The 17886-nt window shown below is 65.6% G+C and carries 17 protein-coding genes; 8 read left to right on the forward strand and 9 right to left on the reverse strand.

From position 1 onward, the window contains the following. Positions 1–26: 26 nt before the first annotated feature. From IAE58_RS10535 to ykgO, 6 genes are all read right to left on the reverse strand, one after another. Positions 27–1259, reverse strand: a complete 1233-nt coding sequence (locus IAE58_RS10535) for a TraB/GumN family protein (protein WP_164271354.1) — start codon at positions 1257–1259, stop codon at positions 27–29. Further along, the gene (locus tag IAE58_RS10540; protein ID WP_108755985.1) at positions 1252–1782 is read right to left on the reverse strand and encodes a GNAT family N-acetyltransferase; all 531 of its coding nucleotides are present in this window, start codon (positions 1780–1782) and stop codon (positions 1252–1254) included. The genes IAE58_RS10535 and IAE58_RS10540 overlap by 8 nt, the downstream gene beginning before the upstream one ends. Positions 1783–1796: 14 nt before the next feature. Further along, positions 1797–2684 carry a carbon-nitrogen hydrolase gene (locus IAE58_RS10545; protein ID WP_046983810.1) on the reverse strand — a complete coding sequence of 296 codons (888 nt, stop codon included), beginning with the start codon at positions 2682–2684 and terminating at the stop codon, positions 1797–1799. Positions 2685–2879: 195 nt separating this feature from the next. Further along, positions 2880–3917: an agmatine deiminase family protein gene (locus IAE58_RS10550; RefSeq protein ID WP_199933238.1), complete on the reverse strand. Its 1038-nt coding sequence runs from the start codon at positions 3915–3917 to the stop codon at positions 2880–2882. Between the two features lie 39 nt (positions 3918–3956). Further along, complete coding sequence (locus IAE58_RS10555; protein WP_108749387.1) at positions 3957–4286, reverse strand: hypothetical protein; 330 nt, start codon at positions 4284–4286, stop codon at positions 3957–3959. A 143-nt stretch (positions 4287–4429) separates the two neighbouring features. Beyond that, positions 4430–4555, reverse strand: coding sequence for a type B 50S ribosomal protein L36 (gene ykgO, locus IAE58_RS10560; RefSeq protein ID WP_005409283.1), 126 nt, complete (start codon positions 4553–4555; stop codon positions 4430–4432). Between the two features lie 197 nt (positions 4556–4752). Between ykgO and cmk the strand changes: the two genes are divergently transcribed. The 8 genes from cmk to galU all read left to right on the forward strand — a co-directional run bounded on the left by cmk (position 4753) and on the right by galU (position 13041). Continuing rightward, positions 4753–5430 carry a (d)CMP kinase gene (cmk, locus tag IAE58_RS10565; protein ID WP_108749388.1) on the forward strand — a complete coding sequence of 226 codons (678 nt, stop codon included), beginning with the start codon at positions 4753–4755 and terminating at the stop codon, positions 5428–5430. 198 nt (positions 5431–5628) lie between these two features. Continuing rightward, positions 5629–7314, forward strand: a complete 1686-nt coding sequence (rpsA, locus tag IAE58_RS10570) for a 30S ribosomal protein S1 (protein ID WP_057498113.1) — start codon at positions 5629–5631, stop codon at positions 7312–7314. Positions 7315–7403: 89 nt separating this feature from the next. Beyond that, a complete protein-coding gene (locus tag IAE58_RS10575) occupies positions 7404–7709 on the forward strand; it encodes an integration host factor subunit beta (RefSeq protein ID WP_005409286.1) in 306 nt (101 codons plus the stop codon). Positions 7710–7786: 77 nt separating this feature from the next. Continuing rightward, a complete protein-coding gene (locus IAE58_RS10580) occupies positions 7787–8071 on the forward strand; it encodes a lipopolysaccharide assembly protein LapA domain-containing protein (RefSeq protein WP_108749389.1) in 285 nt (94 codons plus the stop codon). Between the two features lie 6 nt (positions 8072–8077). Further along, positions 8078–9256: a lipopolysaccharide assembly protein LapB gene (lapB, locus tag IAE58_RS10585; RefSeq protein ID WP_108752871.1), complete on the forward strand. Its 1179-nt coding sequence runs from the start codon at positions 8078–8080 to the stop codon at positions 9254–9256. Positions 9257–9259: 3 nt separating this feature from the next. Continuing rightward, positions 9260–10237, forward strand: coding sequence for a glycosyltransferase family 4 protein (locus IAE58_RS10590; RefSeq protein WP_108752872.1), 978 nt, complete (start codon positions 9260–9262; stop codon positions 10235–10237). Positions 10238–10252: 15 nt separating this feature from the next. Continuing rightward, the gene (locus IAE58_RS10595) at positions 10253–12163 is read left to right on the forward strand and encodes a nucleoside-diphosphate sugar epimerase/dehydratase (RefSeq protein ID WP_164271348.1); all 1911 of its coding nucleotides are present in this window, start codon (positions 10253–10255) and stop codon (positions 12161–12163) included. Next, entirely contained in the window at positions 12163–13041 is an 879-nt protein-coding gene (galU, locus tag IAE58_RS10600) for a UTP--glucose-1-phosphate uridylyltransferase GalU (protein WP_108752873.1), read from the forward strand. The genes IAE58_RS10595 and galU overlap by 1 nt, the downstream gene beginning before the upstream one ends. Positions 13042–13389: 348 nt before the next feature. On the opposite strand, the gene IAE58_RS10605 is transcribed toward galU, so the two are convergent. The 3 genes from IAE58_RS10605 to IAE58_RS10615 all read right to left on the reverse strand — a co-directional run bounded on the left by IAE58_RS10605 (position 13390) and on the right by IAE58_RS10615 (position 17760). Next, a complete protein-coding gene (locus tag IAE58_RS10605; RefSeq protein WP_108752874.1) occupies positions 13390–14598 on the reverse strand; it encodes an acetyl-CoA C-acyltransferase in 1209 nt (402 codons plus the stop codon). Between the two features lie 97 nt (positions 14599–14695). Further along, positions 14696–17068, reverse strand: a complete 2373-nt coding sequence (locus IAE58_RS10610) for a 3-hydroxyacyl-CoA dehydrogenase/enoyl-CoA hydratase family protein (protein WP_199933237.1) — start codon at positions 17066–17068, stop codon at positions 14696–14698. Positions 17069–17094: 26 nt separating this feature from the next. Beyond that, positions 17095–17760, reverse strand: coding sequence for a TetR family transcriptional regulator (locus tag IAE58_RS10615; RefSeq protein ID WP_108752876.1), 666 nt, complete (start codon positions 17758–17760; stop codon positions 17095–17097). Positions 17761–17886 lie beyond the last annotated feature (126 nt).

Below are 17886 nucleotides of genomic sequence, written 5' to 3' on the forward strand. Positions count from 1 at the left end.
GCATGCCTGCAGTGCAGGCCCTGGTTTCAGCCTGCCACCTTGCCCCACACCCGGCCGGCGGTCAGCCACAGGCCCAGCATGCTGCCCAGGTTGGTCAGCATGAAGGTCAGCACCACCCGGGTGACCCGGTTGCGGTACCAGCCCTTCAGGCTCTGCGCATCGTCGCGCAGCTTCAGGAAATCCTCGTACGCCGGCTTGCGCAGGCGCGCTTCCACCAGCGCCGAGAACGCACCGGTGGGAATGCTCAGGCGGAACGGCTTGAACGGTGCCACCACGATCGCGGTCAGGATGCTCAGCGGGTGGCTGCCGGCCAGCAGGCAGCCCAGGCCCGCCAGGCCGCCGGTGTACATCGCCCAGGTCGCCAGCAGTTCGGTGCCCACGCCCAGCCCGCCGCGGTAGAAGCCCACGCCAATGCCGGTCACCACGATGGCCAGGATGGCCAGGGTGAACCACGGAATGTTGCGCTTCTTCGGCACCGCTTCCAGCTCGGCACGCAGCGCTGCCGGTGCGTCGTTGTCGGTTTCCAGGTAGCGCGCCAGGCCGGCCAGGTGGCCGGCGCCGACCACGGCCAGCACCTCGCGCTGCAGCGGGGTGTGTTCCTCGCGCAGGCGGGTGGCCATGTAGCGGTCGCGCTCGCCAATGATGGTTTCGTACAGCGCCGGGCTTTCGCTGGCGAACTCGCCGAAGCTCGATTCCAGCATGTCGCCCTGCTTCAGCTTCTCGATCTCGTTCTCGCCCACTTCTTCAGACGAGAACAGACCGGCGCCGAGCCCGGCCACCAGCTTCAGCTTGCCGAAGAAGCCCAGGCGCTGAGAGGCGCGGCGGAAGGTCAGGCCCACTTCGCGGTCGATCAGGTGCACCGGCAGATTGCGCTCGCGCGCCAGGTCCACTGCACGCTTCAGCTCGGCGCCGGGCTCGATGCCCAGCTGCTCGGCCAGGCGGCGCTGGTAGGCCGACAAGGCCAGGTTGGCGGCGAACAGGGCCACGCGGCCCTTGCGGATCACTTCCACCAGGTCCAGCTTGGCCAGCGTGTCCGGATCGCTCAGTGCCTGCAGGCGCTGCGGGTCCAGTTCCACTGCCACCGCATCGAAGCGGCCGCTGTCGATGGCCTTTTCCACGGCCTCCACGCTGGCGTGGGAAACGTGGGCGGTGCCCAGCAGGGTGTAGCGCACGCCGTCGCGCTCGACAACGCGCACCGGCTGGCCGGCAAACAGATCGTCGCCGGTTTCGGGAAGGGTTTCAGTCATGGGGTCATTCATTGGAAGGGGCGGTGTCGGCGCCGTCGCCGAGCGCGCGCTGCATCTGCACGGTGTCCAGCCAGCGGCCGTGCTTGCGGCCCAGGCCCTGGAACACGCCCACCAGGTGGAAGCCAAAGCGTTCGTGCAGCTTGATGGAGGCAGTGTTGGTGGGTTCGCCGATCACCGCCACCATCTGCCGGTAGCCGCGCGCAGTGCAGGCGTCGATCAGCGCCTGCAGCAGGCGCGTACCCACGCCGTTGCCCTGGAAGGCGGCATCGACATAGACCGAATTTTCCACGGTCCACTGGTAGGCCACGCGGGTGCGGTAGGTGTTGGCGTAGGCATAGCCGGCCACCTGGCCGTCGATCTCGGCCACCAGGTAGGGGAAGCCGCGGTCGATGATGTCGCGCATGCGGCGCAGCATCTCGGCCGCATCCGGAATGTCGTACTCGTAGGTGTTGACGAAATCGGTCACTTCCACCGCGTAGATCGCGGTGATCGCAGCAATGTCGGCCGGGCCGGCATCACGGATGAGGACGGCCATGCCGGGTCTCCGGATCAGTCGATGTAGCGCTTCAGCAGATCACCGTACGCATCGATGCGACGGTCGCGCAGGAACGGCCAGATGCGACGCACGTGCTCGCTGCGCTGCAGGTCCACGTCGCACACCAGCACGGTGGCGTCGGTGCCGGCTTCGGCCAGGAATTCACCCTGCGGGCCCAGCACGTGGCTGTTGCCCCAGAACTGGATGCCCGACGCGCCCAGCGGCGAGGCTTCGTGGCCCACGCGGTTGCAGCTGAGCACGGGCAGGCCGTTGGCCACGGCATGGCCACGGTGGCTCAGCACCCAGGCGTCGCGCTGGCGGGTCTTTTCATCCTGCACATCGTCCGGGTCCCAGCCGATGGCGGTGGGGTAGAGCAGCAGTTCGGCACCGGCCAGCGCCATCAGGCGCGCCGCTTCCGGGTACCACTGGTCCCAGCACACCAGCACGCCCAGGCGGCCCACCGAGGTATCGATCGGCTTGAAGCCGATGTCGCCTGGGGTGAAGTAGAACTTCTCGTAGAAGCCCGGGTCATCGGGGATGTGCATCTTGCGGTACTTGCCCAGCAGGGTGCCGTCCTTTTCGAACACCACGGCGGTGTTGTGGTACAGGCCGGCGGCGCGGCGCTCGAACAGCGAGCCGACCAGCACCACGCCATGCTTCTTGGCCAGCGCGCCCAGGCGTTCGGTGCTGGGGCCGGGAATCGGCTCGGCCAGGTCGAACTCGTCCACCGATTCGTGCTGGCAGAAGTACGGGCCGTTGTGCAGTTCCTGCAGCAGCACCAGTTTCGCGCCCTGCGCAGCCGCCTCGGCCACACGCGCTTCGATCACCGCCAGATTGGCGGCGGCATCGCCGTGGTTGCGCTCCTGGATCAGGGCGACGGTAAGGGGGCTGCGCGAGTTCATGCGGGGCGTTCCTGCGGGGGAAAACCTGCATGTTAGCGCGGATGGCGTGCCGCGGCGTGTTGGCCGCTGAATGGGCCGCCTTTGTAGAGTCGAGCCATGCTCGACTGACTCTTCGCGCGGATTACGTCAAAAGCCAGTCGAGCATGGCTCGACTCTACAAAGGCGGTGCCGGGCGCGCGGCCCGGCGACCTTGCATCAGGCCTTCAGCAGGCCCTGCGGCAACTGCATGGTGATGCAGTGCAGGCTGCCGTTCTGCCAGATCAGCGAGCGGCAGGGCACCTGCACGATTTCGCGGCCCGGGTGGGCCAGGGCCAGCACGTCGCGGGCCAGGTCGTCGGCCGGATCGCCGTAGGCCGGCATCAGCACCGCACCATTGACGATCAGGTAGTTGGCGTACGACGCGGCCAGGCGGCGGCCTTCGTCGATCACTGGCTGCGCCCACGGCAGCGGGAACAGGCGGTACGGCTTGCCGTCCTTGGTGCGCAGCGCGGCCAGCTCGTTGCCCATCGCCTGCAGTTCGGCGTAGTGCGAATCGCTCTGGTCGTCGCAGGCCTGGTAGACGATGCTGTCAGCCGAGGCGAAGCGGGCCAGGGTATCGATGTGGGCGTCGGTGTCGTCGCCTTCCAGGTAACCATGGTCCAGCCACAGCACGCGGTCCTGCTGCAGCCAGTCGGCCAGGTCGGCGCTCAGGCTTTCGCGGTCGCGGTGCGGGTGGCGTTCGTGCAGGCACTTCCAGGTGGTCAGCAGGGTGCCTTCACCGTCGGTTTCAATGCCGCCGCCTTCCAGCGCGAACGGAATGCTGCGCACCGGTGCATCGTTGAACACACCGGCCTGGTCCAGCACGCCCACCAGCTGGTCGTCCAGGGTGGCGTCGAACTTGCCGCCCCAGCCGGTGAAGCGGAAGTCCAGCAGCTGGAAGCCGCCGTCGGCGCGGCGCAGGGTGATCGGGCCCGAATCGCGCAGCCAGGTATCGTCGTAGGCCGCCGTGGTGAAGCGCACCTTGTCCATGTCGATGCGGTTGGAGCGCAGCCGCATTTCGGCATAGGTCTCCACATCGTCATCGGCCACGCAGATCAGCACCGGCTGGAAGCGGGTGATGGCCGCAACCAGGGCGATGTAGGTCTCTTCCACCTGGCCCAGGCGGTCGGCCCAGTCGGTGTCGGCGGTGGGCCAGGCAATCAGGACGCCGCTCTGGGCTTCCCATTCGGCAGGAAAACGAAGGTTCTGGTTCATGGTCTCGCTACACGGGCCCGCCACGGGCGGGGTGGGGGATCAACGGATCGGCGGTTTCGGGCCGATTTCGTTCGGGTCGGCCTGGTTGGCCACCACATCGATCACCTTCTGCTTTTCAAAGTAGACGGTGAACTGCGGGTAGACCCAGCGGTGGATGGTCGGCCACTGGCGCTTCTGGCCGCCGCGCGGCTGCAGCTGTTCGCTCGGCGCGCCGAACTGCGACTGCACCTGCTGCATGCTCTGGCCGCGGACGGGCAGGGCGGTGGCCGGCTTTTCACGGGCGCGGTCGATCAGCAGGGTGTCGGCCAGCGCCGGCGTGGCGGCGGCCAGGGTGGCCAGTACGGCCAGGGTGGACAGGTAACGCTTCATCTCGAACTACTCCCCAGTGGTCAAGAAAGGCGATTACAGCAAAAACGGCGGAAAAAAGCCGCATAAACAAAAAACCGCCCGAAGGCGGTTTTTTGCATCGGGTCGCCCCGCGTGGGGCAGCCTGGGCCCGAAGGCCGGAAGGCTTAGCGCTGGCGCGCCTTGAAACGCGGGTTCGACTTGCAGATGACGAAGATCTTGCCACGACGACGCACGACCTTGCAGTCACGGTGACGGGCCTTCGCCGACTTCAGGGAGGACAGGACTTTCATGGCATACCTCGGCGTAAACAGTAGTTGTTCGGGTGGAGCGTGGCCGCGATATGCGAAAGACAATCGGCAGTTGACGCTCGTTCAAGCCCGCCATTCTACCGGGCTTTTCTCCGTGGTTTCAAGTGGTTGCACGAAAGTCGCCGCGCAGGGCGTCTGGCAGGGGCTAGAATGGCCCCTTCACACGCGCAAGGACCCCCATGAATCCACTCGCTCCCGTCCTGACCATCGACGGCCCGTCCGGGGCTGGCAAGGGTACCATCAGCCGCATCGTGGCGCGCCGCATGGGCTGGCATTACCTGGATTCGGGCGCGCTGTACCGGGCGGTGGGCGTGGCGGCCAGCTGGGCCGATATCGACACCTCCGACGCCTCGGCCCTGGTGCGCTGCACCTTCGACACCCGCGTTCAGTTTGTTGAACAGGGCGACGCCATGCGCGTGCTGGTGAACGGCACCGATGCCACCGACGAGCTGCGCCTGGAGACCACCGGTGCGCTGGCCTCGGCCATTGCCGCCATTCCCGAGGTGCGTTCGGCGCTGAAGGAGCGCCAGCGCGCATTCAGGGAGCTGCCGGGCCTGGTCGCCGACGGCCGCGACATGGGCACGGTCATCTTCGCCGACGCCCCCTACAAGGTGTTCCTGACCGCCAGTGCCGAGGAGCGCGCCGAGCGCCGGCATAAGCAGTTGAAAGACAAGGGGGTTTCTGTTAGCTTTGATGACCTCCTGCGCGAGATCATGGCCCGCGACGCCCGTGATGCTCAGCGTACCGTGGCGCCCCTGAAGCCGGCAGACGATGCCGTCCTCATCGACACCACAGGCATCGGCATCGCAGATGTCGTTGCCAGAGTGATGGATCTGCTTCCGGTTCCGGCTGCCTGATCCGTTCGCGCAGGAGCGCTGCCAGCAACATCGGTGGTGGTCGCGCAATGCAGTGCTGTACAAGCTCCGTCGCGCAATGATGCGTGGCGGTTTTCCTACTACACACGACCTGCGTTTCCGGGGTCGACCAACAGGCGGGCGGTCGCCATTCCCCTGAAGGGGACGCCACCGACCCATGTGTCCAACAGAGTAAATCTAATGACCGAATCATTTGCCGAACTGTTTGAAGCCAGCCAGGCCAACCTGGCCAAGCTGAAGCCGGGCGCCATCGTCAGCGGTACCGTTGTTGAAGTCCGCGGCGACGTCGTGGTGATCAACGCTGGCCTGAAGTCCGAAGGCATCGTGCCGATCGAACAGTTCCGTAACGACGCTGGCGAAATCGACGTCGCCGAAGGCGACATCGTCAAGGTCGCCCTCGACTCCATCGAGAACGGCTTCGGCGAAACCGTCCTGTCGCGCGAGAAGGCCAAGCGCGCGATGGTGTGGGACGAGCTGGAAGAAGCGTTGGAAAAGAACGAAACCATCACCGGTCGCATCAGCGGCAAGGTCAAGGGTGGTTTCACCGTGGACATCAAGGATGTCCGCGCCTTCCTGCCGGGTTCCCTGGTCGATGTGCGCCCGGTGCGCGATCCGGCCTACCTGGAAGGCAAGGAGCTGGAATTCAAGCTCATCAAGCTGGACCGCAAGCGTAACAACGTCGTGGTCTCGCGCCGCGCTGTCGTCGAAAGCGAGCACTCGGAAGAGCGCGAGCAGCTGATGGACAAGCTGCAGGAAGGCGCGATCCTGAAGGGTGTCGTCAAGAACCTGACCGATTACGGCGCGTTCGTGGATCTGGGCGGTATCGACGGCCTGCTGCACATCACCGACATGGCATGGAAGCGCGTGCGCCATCCGTCCGAAGTCGTGAACGTCGGCGACGAGCTGGACGTGCGCGTGCTGAAGTTCGACCGCGAGCGCAACCGCGTTTCGCTGGGCCTGAAGCAGCTGGGCGAAGATCCGTGGGATAACATCGCCCGTCGTTACCCGGCCAACAGCCGCGTCTTCGGCAAGGTCTCCAACGTCACCGATTACGGCGCGTTCGTTGAGATCGAGCCGGGCGTCGAAGGCCTGGTGCACGTCTCCGAGATGGATTGGACCAACAAGAACGTCAACCCGTCCAAGGTTGTGCAGGTTGGTGACGAAGTCGAAGTGATGGTGCTGGACGTCGATGAAGAGCGTCGCCGTATCTCGCTGGGCATGAAGCAGGTTGCCGCCAATCCGTGGGAAACCTTCGCTGCCACCCACAAGAAGGGTGACAAGGTGTCGGGCCAGATCAAGTCGATCACCGACTTCGGCATCTTCATCGGCCTGGACGGCGGCATCGACGGCCTGGTCCACCTGTCCGACATCAGCTGGAACACCACCGGCGAAGACGTCGTTCGCAACTTCAAGAAGGGCGACACCCTGGACGCCGTTGTCCTGGCCGTCGATCCGGAACGCGAGCGCATCTCCCTGGGCGTGAAGCAGCTGGAGCAGGATCCGTTCGGCCAGTACATGGCTGCCAATCCGAAGGGCTCCAAGGTCGAAGGCGTGGTGAAGGAAGTCGACGCCAAGGGCGCGATCATCGAGCTGGCTGACGGCATCGAAGGTTACGTCTCGGCACGCGACATCGCCAACGAGCGCGTTGACGACGCCACCCAGCACCTGAAGGTCGGCGACAAGGTCGAAGCCAAGTTCGTGGGCATGGACCGCAAGGGCCGCACCCTGCAGCTGTCGATCAAGGCCAAGGACGACGCTGAAATGCGCGAAGTGCTGGAGGAATACCAGTCCTCTTCGGCTTCCAGCGGCACCACCCAGCTGGGCGCGCTGCTGCGTGCACAGCTGAACGGCAACAAGTCCGAGTAATATCGGCCTGTAGCTGTTCGTTGTTTCCTGGACGGCCCGGGCATTGCCCGGGCCGTTTCAGGCTGAGTGACCCCTGATGTGAGCCGGCGATGACCAAATCCGAACTGATCGAAATCCTTGCGCGCCGCCAGGCGCACCTGAAGGCCGATGATGTCGATCTGGCGGTGAAGTCGTTGCTGGAAATGATGGGCGGTTCCCTCTCTGCCGGGGATCGCATCGAAATACGTGGCTTTGGCAGCTTCTCGCTGCACTACCGGCCGCCGCGACTGGGTCGCAACCCGAAGACCGGCGAATCGGTGGCCCTGCCGGGCAAGCACGTTCCCCATTTCAAGCCGGGCAAGGAACTGCGCGAGCGGGTCAGCAGCGTGCTGCCGCTGGACGCCGATCCGGCCTGAAGGTCCTGTCGCGCGACGACGTGCGATTTTTCCCGCCAGTCGGATAAGCTACAGGCTCCTGCCATTGGAGCTGTCGCATGAAGGTTTTCCGTCTGCTGGTGCTGCTGGCAGTCCTGATCCTTGGCCTGATCATCGGCGCGGTCAACATGACCGACATGTCGATCAACCTGTTGTTCACCCAGTTGCATACGTCGGTTGGCGTGGCGTTGATCGCCGCACTGCTGGTCGGCGTGGTCGTCGGTGCCGGGCTGGTGCTGGTAAGCGTGGTCATTCCGCTCTACAGCCAGCTGCGCCGCGCCAACAAGTCGGTGGCCGCCACGTCGGCCCCGGTTACTTCCCCCCAATCTTTTGATGGACGCTGATCGAAGATGGATTTCGTCACCGAGTGGTTCTGGTTTTTCCTGTTCGTGCCGCTGGCTGCTGTTGCAGGCTGGGTAATCGGCCGGCGTGGCGGTCAACGCCACGGTGACAACCAGGTCAGCCGCCTGTCCAGTACCTATTTCCGTGGCCTGAACTACCTGCTGAACGAGCAGCCGGACAAGGCCATCGAACTGTTCCTGCATATCGCCGAACTGGACAAGGAAACCTTCGAGACCCAGGTCGCGCTGGGCCATCTGTTCCGCCGCCGCGGCGAAGTGGACCGTGCCATCCGCCTGCACCAGGGCCTGGTGAACCGCAATGACCTGAGCGACGCACAGCGCGTGCAGGCGCTGCTGGCGCTGGGCGAGGACTACATGAAGTCCGGCCTGCTGGACCGTGCCGAAACCGTGTTCACCGAACTGGCGCAGCTGGACCAGCGCGCGCCGCAGGCGCTCAAGCACCTGATCGGCATCTACCAGGCCGAGCGCGATTGGGAAAAGGCGATCGACAACGCCACCCGCTTCGAAGACGTGACCGGCGAGCCGATGGGCAAGCTGATCGGTCAGTTCGAATGCGAACTGGCCGAGCGCTTCCGCGGTGCTGGCAAGCTGGACGAGGCGAGGGCGGCCATTGCCCGCGCCTACCAGGCCGATGCCATGTCGGTGCGCGCCGGCATCATTGAAGGCCGTCTGGAAACGGACGCCGGCAATGCCGAAGCCGCCGTGCGCGCCTTCGAACGCGCTGCCCGCAACGACCCCGAATACCTGCCCGAGCTGCTGCCGGCGCTGATGGAAAACTACCGCAAGGTGGGTGACCTCGGCGGTGCCCGCGCGTTCCTGTCGGAAATGACCGAACACTACCGTGGCATCGCCCCGGTGCTGGCGCTCACCCGCCTGATGGAAGAGCAGGAAGGCGTGGCCCCGGCGCGTGCCTATCTGGGCCGCCAGCTGAAGGACCGCCCGTCGGTGCGTGGCGAATCGGCGCTGATCGATCTGACCCTGGCCGAGGGCGCCGATTCCACCGCCACCCTGCACGATCTGAAGCACATCACCGATCAGTTGCTGGTGCGCAACCCGGCCTACCGCTGCACGCGCTGCGGCTTCGGCGCGCGTACCCACCACTGGCAGTGCCCGAGCTGCAAGGAGTGGGGCACCGTGAAGCCGCTGCTGAACTACGCGGTGCTCTGAGCCATGCCCTGGCTGGTGATGGGCGCGCTGCTGGGCCTGGCCCTGCTCAGCGCCGGATTGACGTGGGCCGCGCGGGGCTACGCCCTGCGCCGGCAGTTGCTGGACCAGCCGGGCGAACGCCGCAGCCATAGCGTGGCCACCCCGCGCGGTGGCGGCATCGCCATCGTCATCAGTCTGCTGGTGGCCGCAGGTGCCGCGATGTGGGCCTGGCCCGACGCCGCAGGCAGTGTGCTGGTCGCCAGCCTGGGCCTGGTGCTGGTGGCCGGCATCGGCTGGTGGGATGACCATCGCCCGCTGCCGGCAGTACGTCGCCTGTGCGTACACGTGGTCGCCGCCGCGCTGTTGGCCGGGCTGGTGAAGCTGCATGGCGGCAGCTGGCTGCTGGCCGCGCTGGTGCTGTTCTTCACCACCTCGCTCATCAACATCTGGAACTTCATGGATGGCATCAACGGCATCGCCAGCAGCCAGGCGGTGATCGCCGCGCTGGGGCTGGCGCCGGTGCTGCCGTGGCCCTATTCATTGGCCGCGATCGCCCTGGGCCTGGCCTGCCTGGGTTTCCTGCCGTTCAATTTCCCCAAGGCGAAGATCTTCATGGGCGATGTCGGCAGCGGCGCCCTGGGCTATGCGGTGTCTGTGGTACTGGCCATCGCCAGCCTGAAGACCAACATCCAGTGGATGCTGCTGCTGGTGCCGATTTCACCTTTCCTTGTGGACGCAGGCTTCACACTGTTGGCGCGCATGCTCTCCGGGCAACGCTGGATGGAACCCCACACCCAGCATGTCTACCAGCGCGCAGTGCAGGCAGGAGCCAGCCACGCACAGGTCACAGGGATGTACTTTGTTTTGGGCCTGTTCAGTATTACAGTGTTCAATGTCTGCTCCAGTTTGCAGCCGAGGTGGGAGGCTGTCGTAGCGGTCGCGTGGTTTGCCGCGCTGACTCTGCTCTGGCTCCTCCTGCGCAATGGATTGCGCAATCGATAAGGAATTAAGCGAAATATGTCTTCACCTTGGCGGGACAGAATCCTCGGTCTTTTGCCGCGCACGGCCATCGTCTGCCACGACCTGTTCATGGTCTGGGCCTGCTGGCAGCTGCTGCATGCCGGTCGCTACTCGATCCTGGCCGACGCCCCGGCGCTGCCGCTGTGGAATGTCGACACCACCCTGGTGCTGGCGCTGCAGGGCATCGTGTTCTGGCGCGTGGGCCTGTACCGCGGCCTGTGGCGTTTCGCCAGCGTCAGCGACCTGCTGAACATCTTCAAGGCCAGCTTCATCGGCCTGGTCGCCATCGTGCTGGTGCTGGCCTGGAAGCGCTTCAACGGCGTGCCCATGTCGGTGCTGGTCATCTATCCCTTCGCACTGTCGGCCCTGCTGGGTGCGCCGCGCCTGCTGTACCGCGCATGGAAGGACTACCAGTCGCTGCAGTCCGATTCGACCGCGCGCCGGGTGCTGATCCTCGGCGCCGGCCAGGCCGCTGAAACGCTGGTGCGCGACCTGCGCCGTTCCGGCAACTTCGAACCGGTGGGCCTGCTCGATGACGCCCCGCACCTGCGCGGCGCCAAGCTGCAGGGCCTGCCGATCCTGGGCACCCTGGACGATGCCCCGGCGGTGGTGCGCGAAAGCGCGGCCAAGCTGCTGGTCATCGCCATTCCCTCGCTCGATGCGGTGGGCATGCAGCGCGTGGTCGCCATCTGCGAAAGCACTGGCGTGCCGTTCCGCACCGTGCCCAAGTTGAGCGACATCCTGCAGGGCCAGTCGCTGCCGGGCCAGTTGAAGGAAGTGGCGATCGAAGACCTGCTGGGTCGCAAGCCGATCATGCCGGACTGGAACCTGATCCGCGGTTGGCTGGGCGGGCGTACCGTCATGGTCACCGGCGCCGGTGGTTCCATCGGTTCGGAACTGTGCCGCCAGTGCGCGCGCCATGGCGCCGGCCGCATCGTGCTGGTGGAAATCAGCGAGCTGCTGCTGCTGACCATCGAAGGTGAGCTGCGCCGCAGCTTCCCCGATATCGAAGTGGAGGCCGTGCTGGGCGACTGTGGCGACCCGGCAGTGATGCGCCATGCGCTGTCGCTGCACCCGGTCGATACGGCCTTCCACGCCGCCGCCTACAAGCATGTGCCCGTGCTGGAACGGCAGTTGCGCGAAGCCGTGCGCAACAACATCCTGGCTACCGAAAATGTGGCACGCGCCTGCCTGGAAGCTCGGGTGGAGCATTTCGTGTTCATTTCCACCGACAAGGCGGTCGATCCGGTCAATGCGCTGGGCGCCAGCAAGCGCTACGCGGAAATGATCTGCCAGAGCCTGGACCAGAAATCCACACATACCCGTTTCGTGACCGTGCGCTTCGGCAACGTGCTGGCCTCGGCCGGCAGCGTGGTGCCGCTGTTCCGCGAACAGATCCTGCGCGGCGGCCCGGTCACGGTGACCGATCCGGAAGTGACCCGTTACTTCATGACCATTCCCGAGGCCTGCCAGCTGATCCTGCAGGCGGCCGCGTCGGCGTCGCACGGTGCCATCTATACCCTGGACATGGGCGAGCCGGTGCCGATCCGCGTGCTGGCCGAACAGATGATCCGCCTGGCCGGCAAGCAGCCGTACAAGGATATTCCGATCATCTACACCGGCCTGCGCCCGGGCGAGAAGCTGCACGAGACGCTGTTCTATTCCGACGAAGACTACCGCCCGACCTCGCACCCGAAGGTGCTGGAAGCCGGCGTGCGTACCTTCTCGCGCGATCTGGTGCTGGGCAACGTGCCCAAGCTGCGCGAGGCAACGGTGAGCTACGACACCGGCGCAATCCAGGAAATCCTGTTCGCGACCATGCCCGAATTCTCGCCAATCGAACAGGACGCTTACATCTCGTCCGCTAAAGTCGTGCCATTCCCCGCACGAGAGGCCAGCAGGCACTAATGAGCAAGCGCATTCGCAAGGCAGTTTTCCCGGTGGCAGGCCTGGGCACCCGTTTCCTGCCCGCTACCAAGACGGTTCCCAAGGAAATGCTGCCGATCATCGATCGGCCCCTCATCCAGTACGCGGTGGACGAGGCGATCGAGGCGGGCTGTGACACCCTGGTGTTCATCACCAACCGCTACAAGCACGCCGTTGCCGATTACTTCGACAAGGCCTACGAGCTGGAACAGAAGCTCGAGCGCGCCGGCAAGCAGGAACAGCTGGAGCTGATCCGCCACGTGCTGCCCGAGGGCGTGCGTGCGATCTTCGTCACTCAGGCCGAGGCACTGGGGCTGGGCCATGCAGTGCTGTGCGCGAAGGCAGTGATCGGCGATGAACCCTTCGCCGTGCTGCTGCCCGACGATCTGATCTGGAACCGCGGCGCCGGTGCGCTGAAGCAGATGGCCGATCTGAACGAGGCCAGCGGTGCCAGCGTGATTGCGGTGGAAGATGTGCCGCACGAGAAGACCGCCAGCTACGGCATCGTCGCCACCGAGGCGTTCGATGGCCGCAAGGGCCGCATTTCGCAGATCGTGGAAAAGCCCAAGCCGGAAGACGCGCCGAGCGATCTGGCGGTGGTGGGTCGCTACGTGCTGAGCCCGAAGATCTTCGAGCTGCTGGAACAGACCGGCAGTGGTGCTGGTGGCGAGATCCAGCTGACCGATGCGATTGCCGCGCTGCTGGCGCAGGAGCCGGTGGATGCCTACCGCTTCGAGGGCACGCGCTTTGACTGCGGTACGCACCTGGGTCTGGTGGAAGCGACGATCCGCTTCGCGCTGGACAACCCGAAGCTGGCCGGCCCGGCCCGCGAGAAGCTGGCAGCGATGCTGGCGGAGTAAGGGTTTTTCGAGCGCTCCGTTCGCGGCGCCTTCCTGTCTCCCTTGGGAGGCGGGGGCGGAATCAAGGGCAGGGTCAAAAGCAAAAAAGGCAGCCATTGGCTGCCTTTTTTGCTTGTTGGGGTCAGATCCCTTTGCGCCGCAAAGGGCTCTGACCCCAGCTCTTGCCTTGCCTTTGCTCATCCCTCCGCCGCGCGGAATGATGGATGGCACGGGTGGGTGAGGCTGACCGGGACTGTCAGCGGCATGGATGCCCCTGCCAAGCCCCCAGGGACGGGTTTACGGCGTGTCCCGGGCAGCCTCGCCCACCCGGGCCCCACAGCCAGCAATCAGCCGGCAGCGCTTTGACCCTTACAGCGCTTCGAAAATACCCGCGGCGCCCATGCCGGTGCCGATGCACATGGTCACCATGCCGTACTTCTGCTGGCGGCGGCGCAGGCCGTGCAGCAGGGTGGCGGTGCGGATCGCGCCGGTCGCGCCCAGCGGGTGGCCCAGGGCGATGGCGCCGCCCAGCGGGTTCACCTTGCTCGGGTCAAGGCCGCAATCGCGGATCACCGCCAGCGACTGCGCGGCAAAGGCTTCGTTCAGTTCAATCCAGTCCAGCTGGTCCTGGGTCAGGCCGGCCTGCTTCAGTGCCTTCGGAATCGCGGCGATCGGGCCGATGCCCATCACTTCCGGGCGCACGCCGGCCACCGAGAAGCTGACGAAGCGGGCCAGCGGGGTCAGGCCGTAATCCTTGATCGCCTGTTCCGAAGCCAGCAGAACGGCGCCGGCGCCATCGCTCATCTGCGACGAGTTGCCTGCGGTGACGGTGCCACCGAACTGGCCGTTGCGGAACACCGGGCGCAGCTTGGCCAGGCCTTCAGCCGAAGAATCCGGGCGCGGGCCTTCATCGGTGTCGGCAATCTTGTTGCGGGTGATGATGCGCTGGCCATCGGCCAGGTCCGGCAGGTGCGAGACGATCTCGTACGGGCTGATCTCATCCTTGAACTCGCCGTTCTGGATGGCGGCCATGGCCTTCTGGTGCGAGGCCAGCGCGAAGGCGTCCTGCTCTTCGCGCGAGACCTTCCACTCTTCGGCCACCTTCTCGGCGGTGATGCCCATGCCGTAGGCAATGGCCACGTGGTCGTTGTCGAACACGCTCGGTGCCATCGCGATCTTGTTGCCCATCATCGGCACCATCGACATCGATTCGGTGCCGCCGGCCAGCATCAGGTCGGCGTTGCCCAGGCGGATCGCATCGGCAGCCTGCGCCACGGCCTGCAGGCCGGACGAGCAGAAGCGATTCACGGTCTGTGCGGCGATGGTGTTGGGCAGGCCGGCCAGCAGCACGCCGATGCGCGCCACGTTCATGCCTTGCTCGGCTTCGGGCATGGCGCAGCCGATGATGGCGTCATCGATGCGGTTCACGTCCACGCCCGGGGCCTGGGCGACGACGCTGCGCAGCACGTGCGCAAGCATGTCGTCGGGGCGGGTGTTGCGGAACATGCCCTTGGGCGCCTTGCCTACCGGGGTACGGGTGGCGGCGACGATGTAGGCGTCCTGGATTTGCTTGGTCATTGCAGTGATCTCTTGAATAGGATTTGTAGAGTCGAGCCATGCTCGACTGCCACATCAGGGTGTGCCCACCAAGGTGGGCACCTACCAGAAGCAGGTATCAGTTACGCAGCGGCTTGCCGGTCTTCAGCATGTGCGCGATGCGGGCCTGGGTCTTTTCCTGCTGGGCCAGTTCAACGAAATGCTTGCGCTCCAGGGTCAGCAGCCATTCTTCGTCCACCAGGGTGCCGCGGTCGACCTTGCCGCCGCACAGCACGGTGGCGATGCGCTCGGCAATTTCGTAGTCGTAGGGGCTGATGAAGCGGCCTTCCAGCATGTTGACCAGCATCATCTTGAAGGTGGCGATGCCCACGTCACCGGCCACCTGGATGCGGCGTGCCGGCAGCGGCGGACGGTAGCCGGCTTCGGCCAGTGCACGTGCTTCGGCCTTGGCGATGTACAGCGCCTCGTAGCTGTTGAACACCACCTTGTCGGTGCTGCGCAGCAGGCCCAGTTCCTTGGCGTTGACCGCCGAGTTGGACACCTTGGCCATGGCGACGGTCTCGAAGGTCTTCTTCAGTTCGGCGAACACATCACCGCCCGGGCCAGCGGCCTGCGAGGCGCGCACGGCCAGTTCCTTCAGGCCGCCACCGGCCGGCAGCAGGCCCACGCCGGCTTCGACCAGGCCGATGTAGCTTTCCAGGAAGGCCACGGTCTTGGCGCTGTGCATCTGGAATTCGCAGCCACCGCCCAGGGCCAAGCCACGCACCGCGGCCACCACCGGCACCAGCGAGTACTTGATGCGCTGGCTGGTGCGCTGGAAGTTGGCGACCATTTCTTCGAACTGGTCGACCTTGCCGGCCTGCAGCAGGCCAAGGGCACCTGCCAGGTCGGCACCGGCGGAGAAGGGTTCCTTCTGCTGCCAGATCACCAGGCCCTGGAAATCCTTCTCGGCGCGGCTGACGCATTCCTGCAGGCCATCGAGTACCTGGTCGGACACGGTGTTCATCTTGGTCTTGAAGCTGACCACGGCAATGCCGTCGCCGTCGTGCCACATGCGCAGGCCGTCGTTCTCGAACACGGTCTCGCCCGGCGCGAACTTCTCGCCCAGCAGCGGATCCGGGAAGCGCTGGCGCTGGTACACCGGCAGCGACGAGCGCGGCAGCTTGGCGTTGCGCGACGGGCTGTAGCTGCCTTCGGCGCCGTGCACGCCGTCGCGGCCATCGAACACCCAGTCCGGCAGCGGGGCGCTGCTCATGCTCTTGCCGGCGACGATGTCATCGGCAATCCACTGCGCCACCTGCTTCCAGCCGGCGGCCTGCCAGGTTTCGAACGGGCCCAGCGACCAGCCGTAGCCCCAGCGGATGGCCAGGTCGACGTCGCGCGCGGTTTCGGCGATATCGGCCAGGTGGTAGGCGCTGTAGTGGAACAGGTCGCGGAAGGTCGCCCACAGGAACTGCGCCTGCGGGTGCTGGCTTTCGCGCAGCTTGGCGAACTTTTCGGCCGGGTTTTTGATCTTCAGGATCTCGACCACTTCCGGGGCGGCAGTGCGATCGGCGGCGCGGTAGTCCTGCTTTTCCAGGTCCAGCACCACGATGTCCTTGCCGACCTTGCGGAAGATGCCGGCGCCGGTCTTCTGGCCCAGCGCGCCCTTGGCAATCAGCGCATCCAGCCACTTCGGCGACTTGAAGAATTCATGCCACGGGTCGTTGGGCAGGGTGTCGCCCATGGTCTTGATGACGTGGGCCATGGTGTCCAGGCCGACCACGTCGGAGGTGCGGTAGGTGGCCGACTTCGGGCGGCCCACCAGCGGGCCGGTCAGGCCGTCCACTTCATCGAAGCCCAGGCCGAACTGCTGGGTGTGGTGGATGGTGGACAGGATCGAGAACACGCCGATGCGGTTGCCGATGAAGTTCGGGGTGTCCTTGGCGTACACCACGCCCTTGCCCAGGGTGGTGACCAGGAAGGCTTCCAGGCCTTCCAGCACCGCCTTGTCGGTGGTGGTGGCCGGAATCAGTTCGGCCAGGTGCATGTAGCGCGGCGGGTTGAAGAAGTGCACGCCGCAGAAGCGGTGGCGCAGCTGCTCGGGCAGCACGTCGGCCAGCTTGTTGATGCCCAGGCCGGAGGTATTGGAGGCCAGCACCGCGTGGTCGGCCACGAACGGGGCGATCTTCTTGTACAGGTCCTGCTTCCAGTCCATGCGCTCGGCAATGGCCTCGATGATCAGGTCGCAGTCCTTCAGCTGTTCCAGGCTGGTTTCGTAATTGCCGGGGGTGATCGCTTCGGCCAGCGACTTGCTGGCCAGCGGCGCCGGGCTCAGCTTGCCCAGGTTGGCGATTGCCTTCAGCACGATGCCATCGGCCGGACCTTCCTTGGCAGGCAGGTCGAACAGCACGGTATCGACGCCGGCGTTGGTCAGGTGGGCGGCGATCTGGGCACCCATGACGCCGGCACCCAGCACGGCGGCGCGGCGGACTAGCAGGGAATTGGACATGGTGTAGGGCCTTTGTTGGTCAGCAGTTACTGGGTGGAATCAATGGAAGCGGGCAGGGCGCTGTCGCGTGCGGCGGCGCGGAACCCGGCTTCGGCGAAATGGATCAGTTCGTGGGCGGCATGGGCACGATGCGCCGCTTCGGTGACACCGGCGGGTCGCTTGATCAGCCCGAAGTCGGCCATGGCGTAGGTGAGCGAGCCGGCCAGGAAATCCAGCCGCCAGTACAGCTCTTCCTTGCTCAGGCCGGGTACGCATTCGGCAATGGCCTTGCCGAACGCGCGCAGCACGTGGCCGTAGTGGTCGGACAGGAACTTGCGCAGGTTGTCGTTCTTTTCGGCGTAGGCGCGGGCGATCACGCGCACGAAGGCGCCGCCGCTCTGGCGGTCCTGGGCCATGGCCAGTGCCGGTTCCACGAAGGCGGCCAGCACCGGGCGCAGCTGGCCGGGGTGTTCGCTGCGGGCGCGCTCGAGCTGGGCCAGGCGCGCGGCGGTCATTTCGTCCATGCGGCGGCGGAACACCTCGTTGACCAGGTTTTCCTTGGAGCCGAAGTGGTAGTTCACCGCCGCGATGTTCACATCGGCCTGACTGGTGACCTGGCGCAGGGACGTGCCGGCGAACCCGTGCTGGGCGAACAGCTCCTCGGCGGCACCGAGGATCCGGTCCTTGGTCGAGAAGTGGGCGGGTTTGGCCATGGGGCGGCAGACCTTAATCAAACGATTGTTTGATACTAGGACCAGACGGGGGCGTATGGCATTTTGCAGTGCAGCAAATCTGCCGGGCGAGTTACAGGGCGTTCACCCGGGGGCGGGGGGGGGGGG

It is taken from the genome of Stenotrophomonas sp. S49, from assembly GCF_016624905.1.
Classification (GTDB): domain Bacteria; phylum Pseudomonadota; class Gammaproteobacteria; order Xanthomonadales; family Xanthomonadaceae; genus Stenotrophomonas.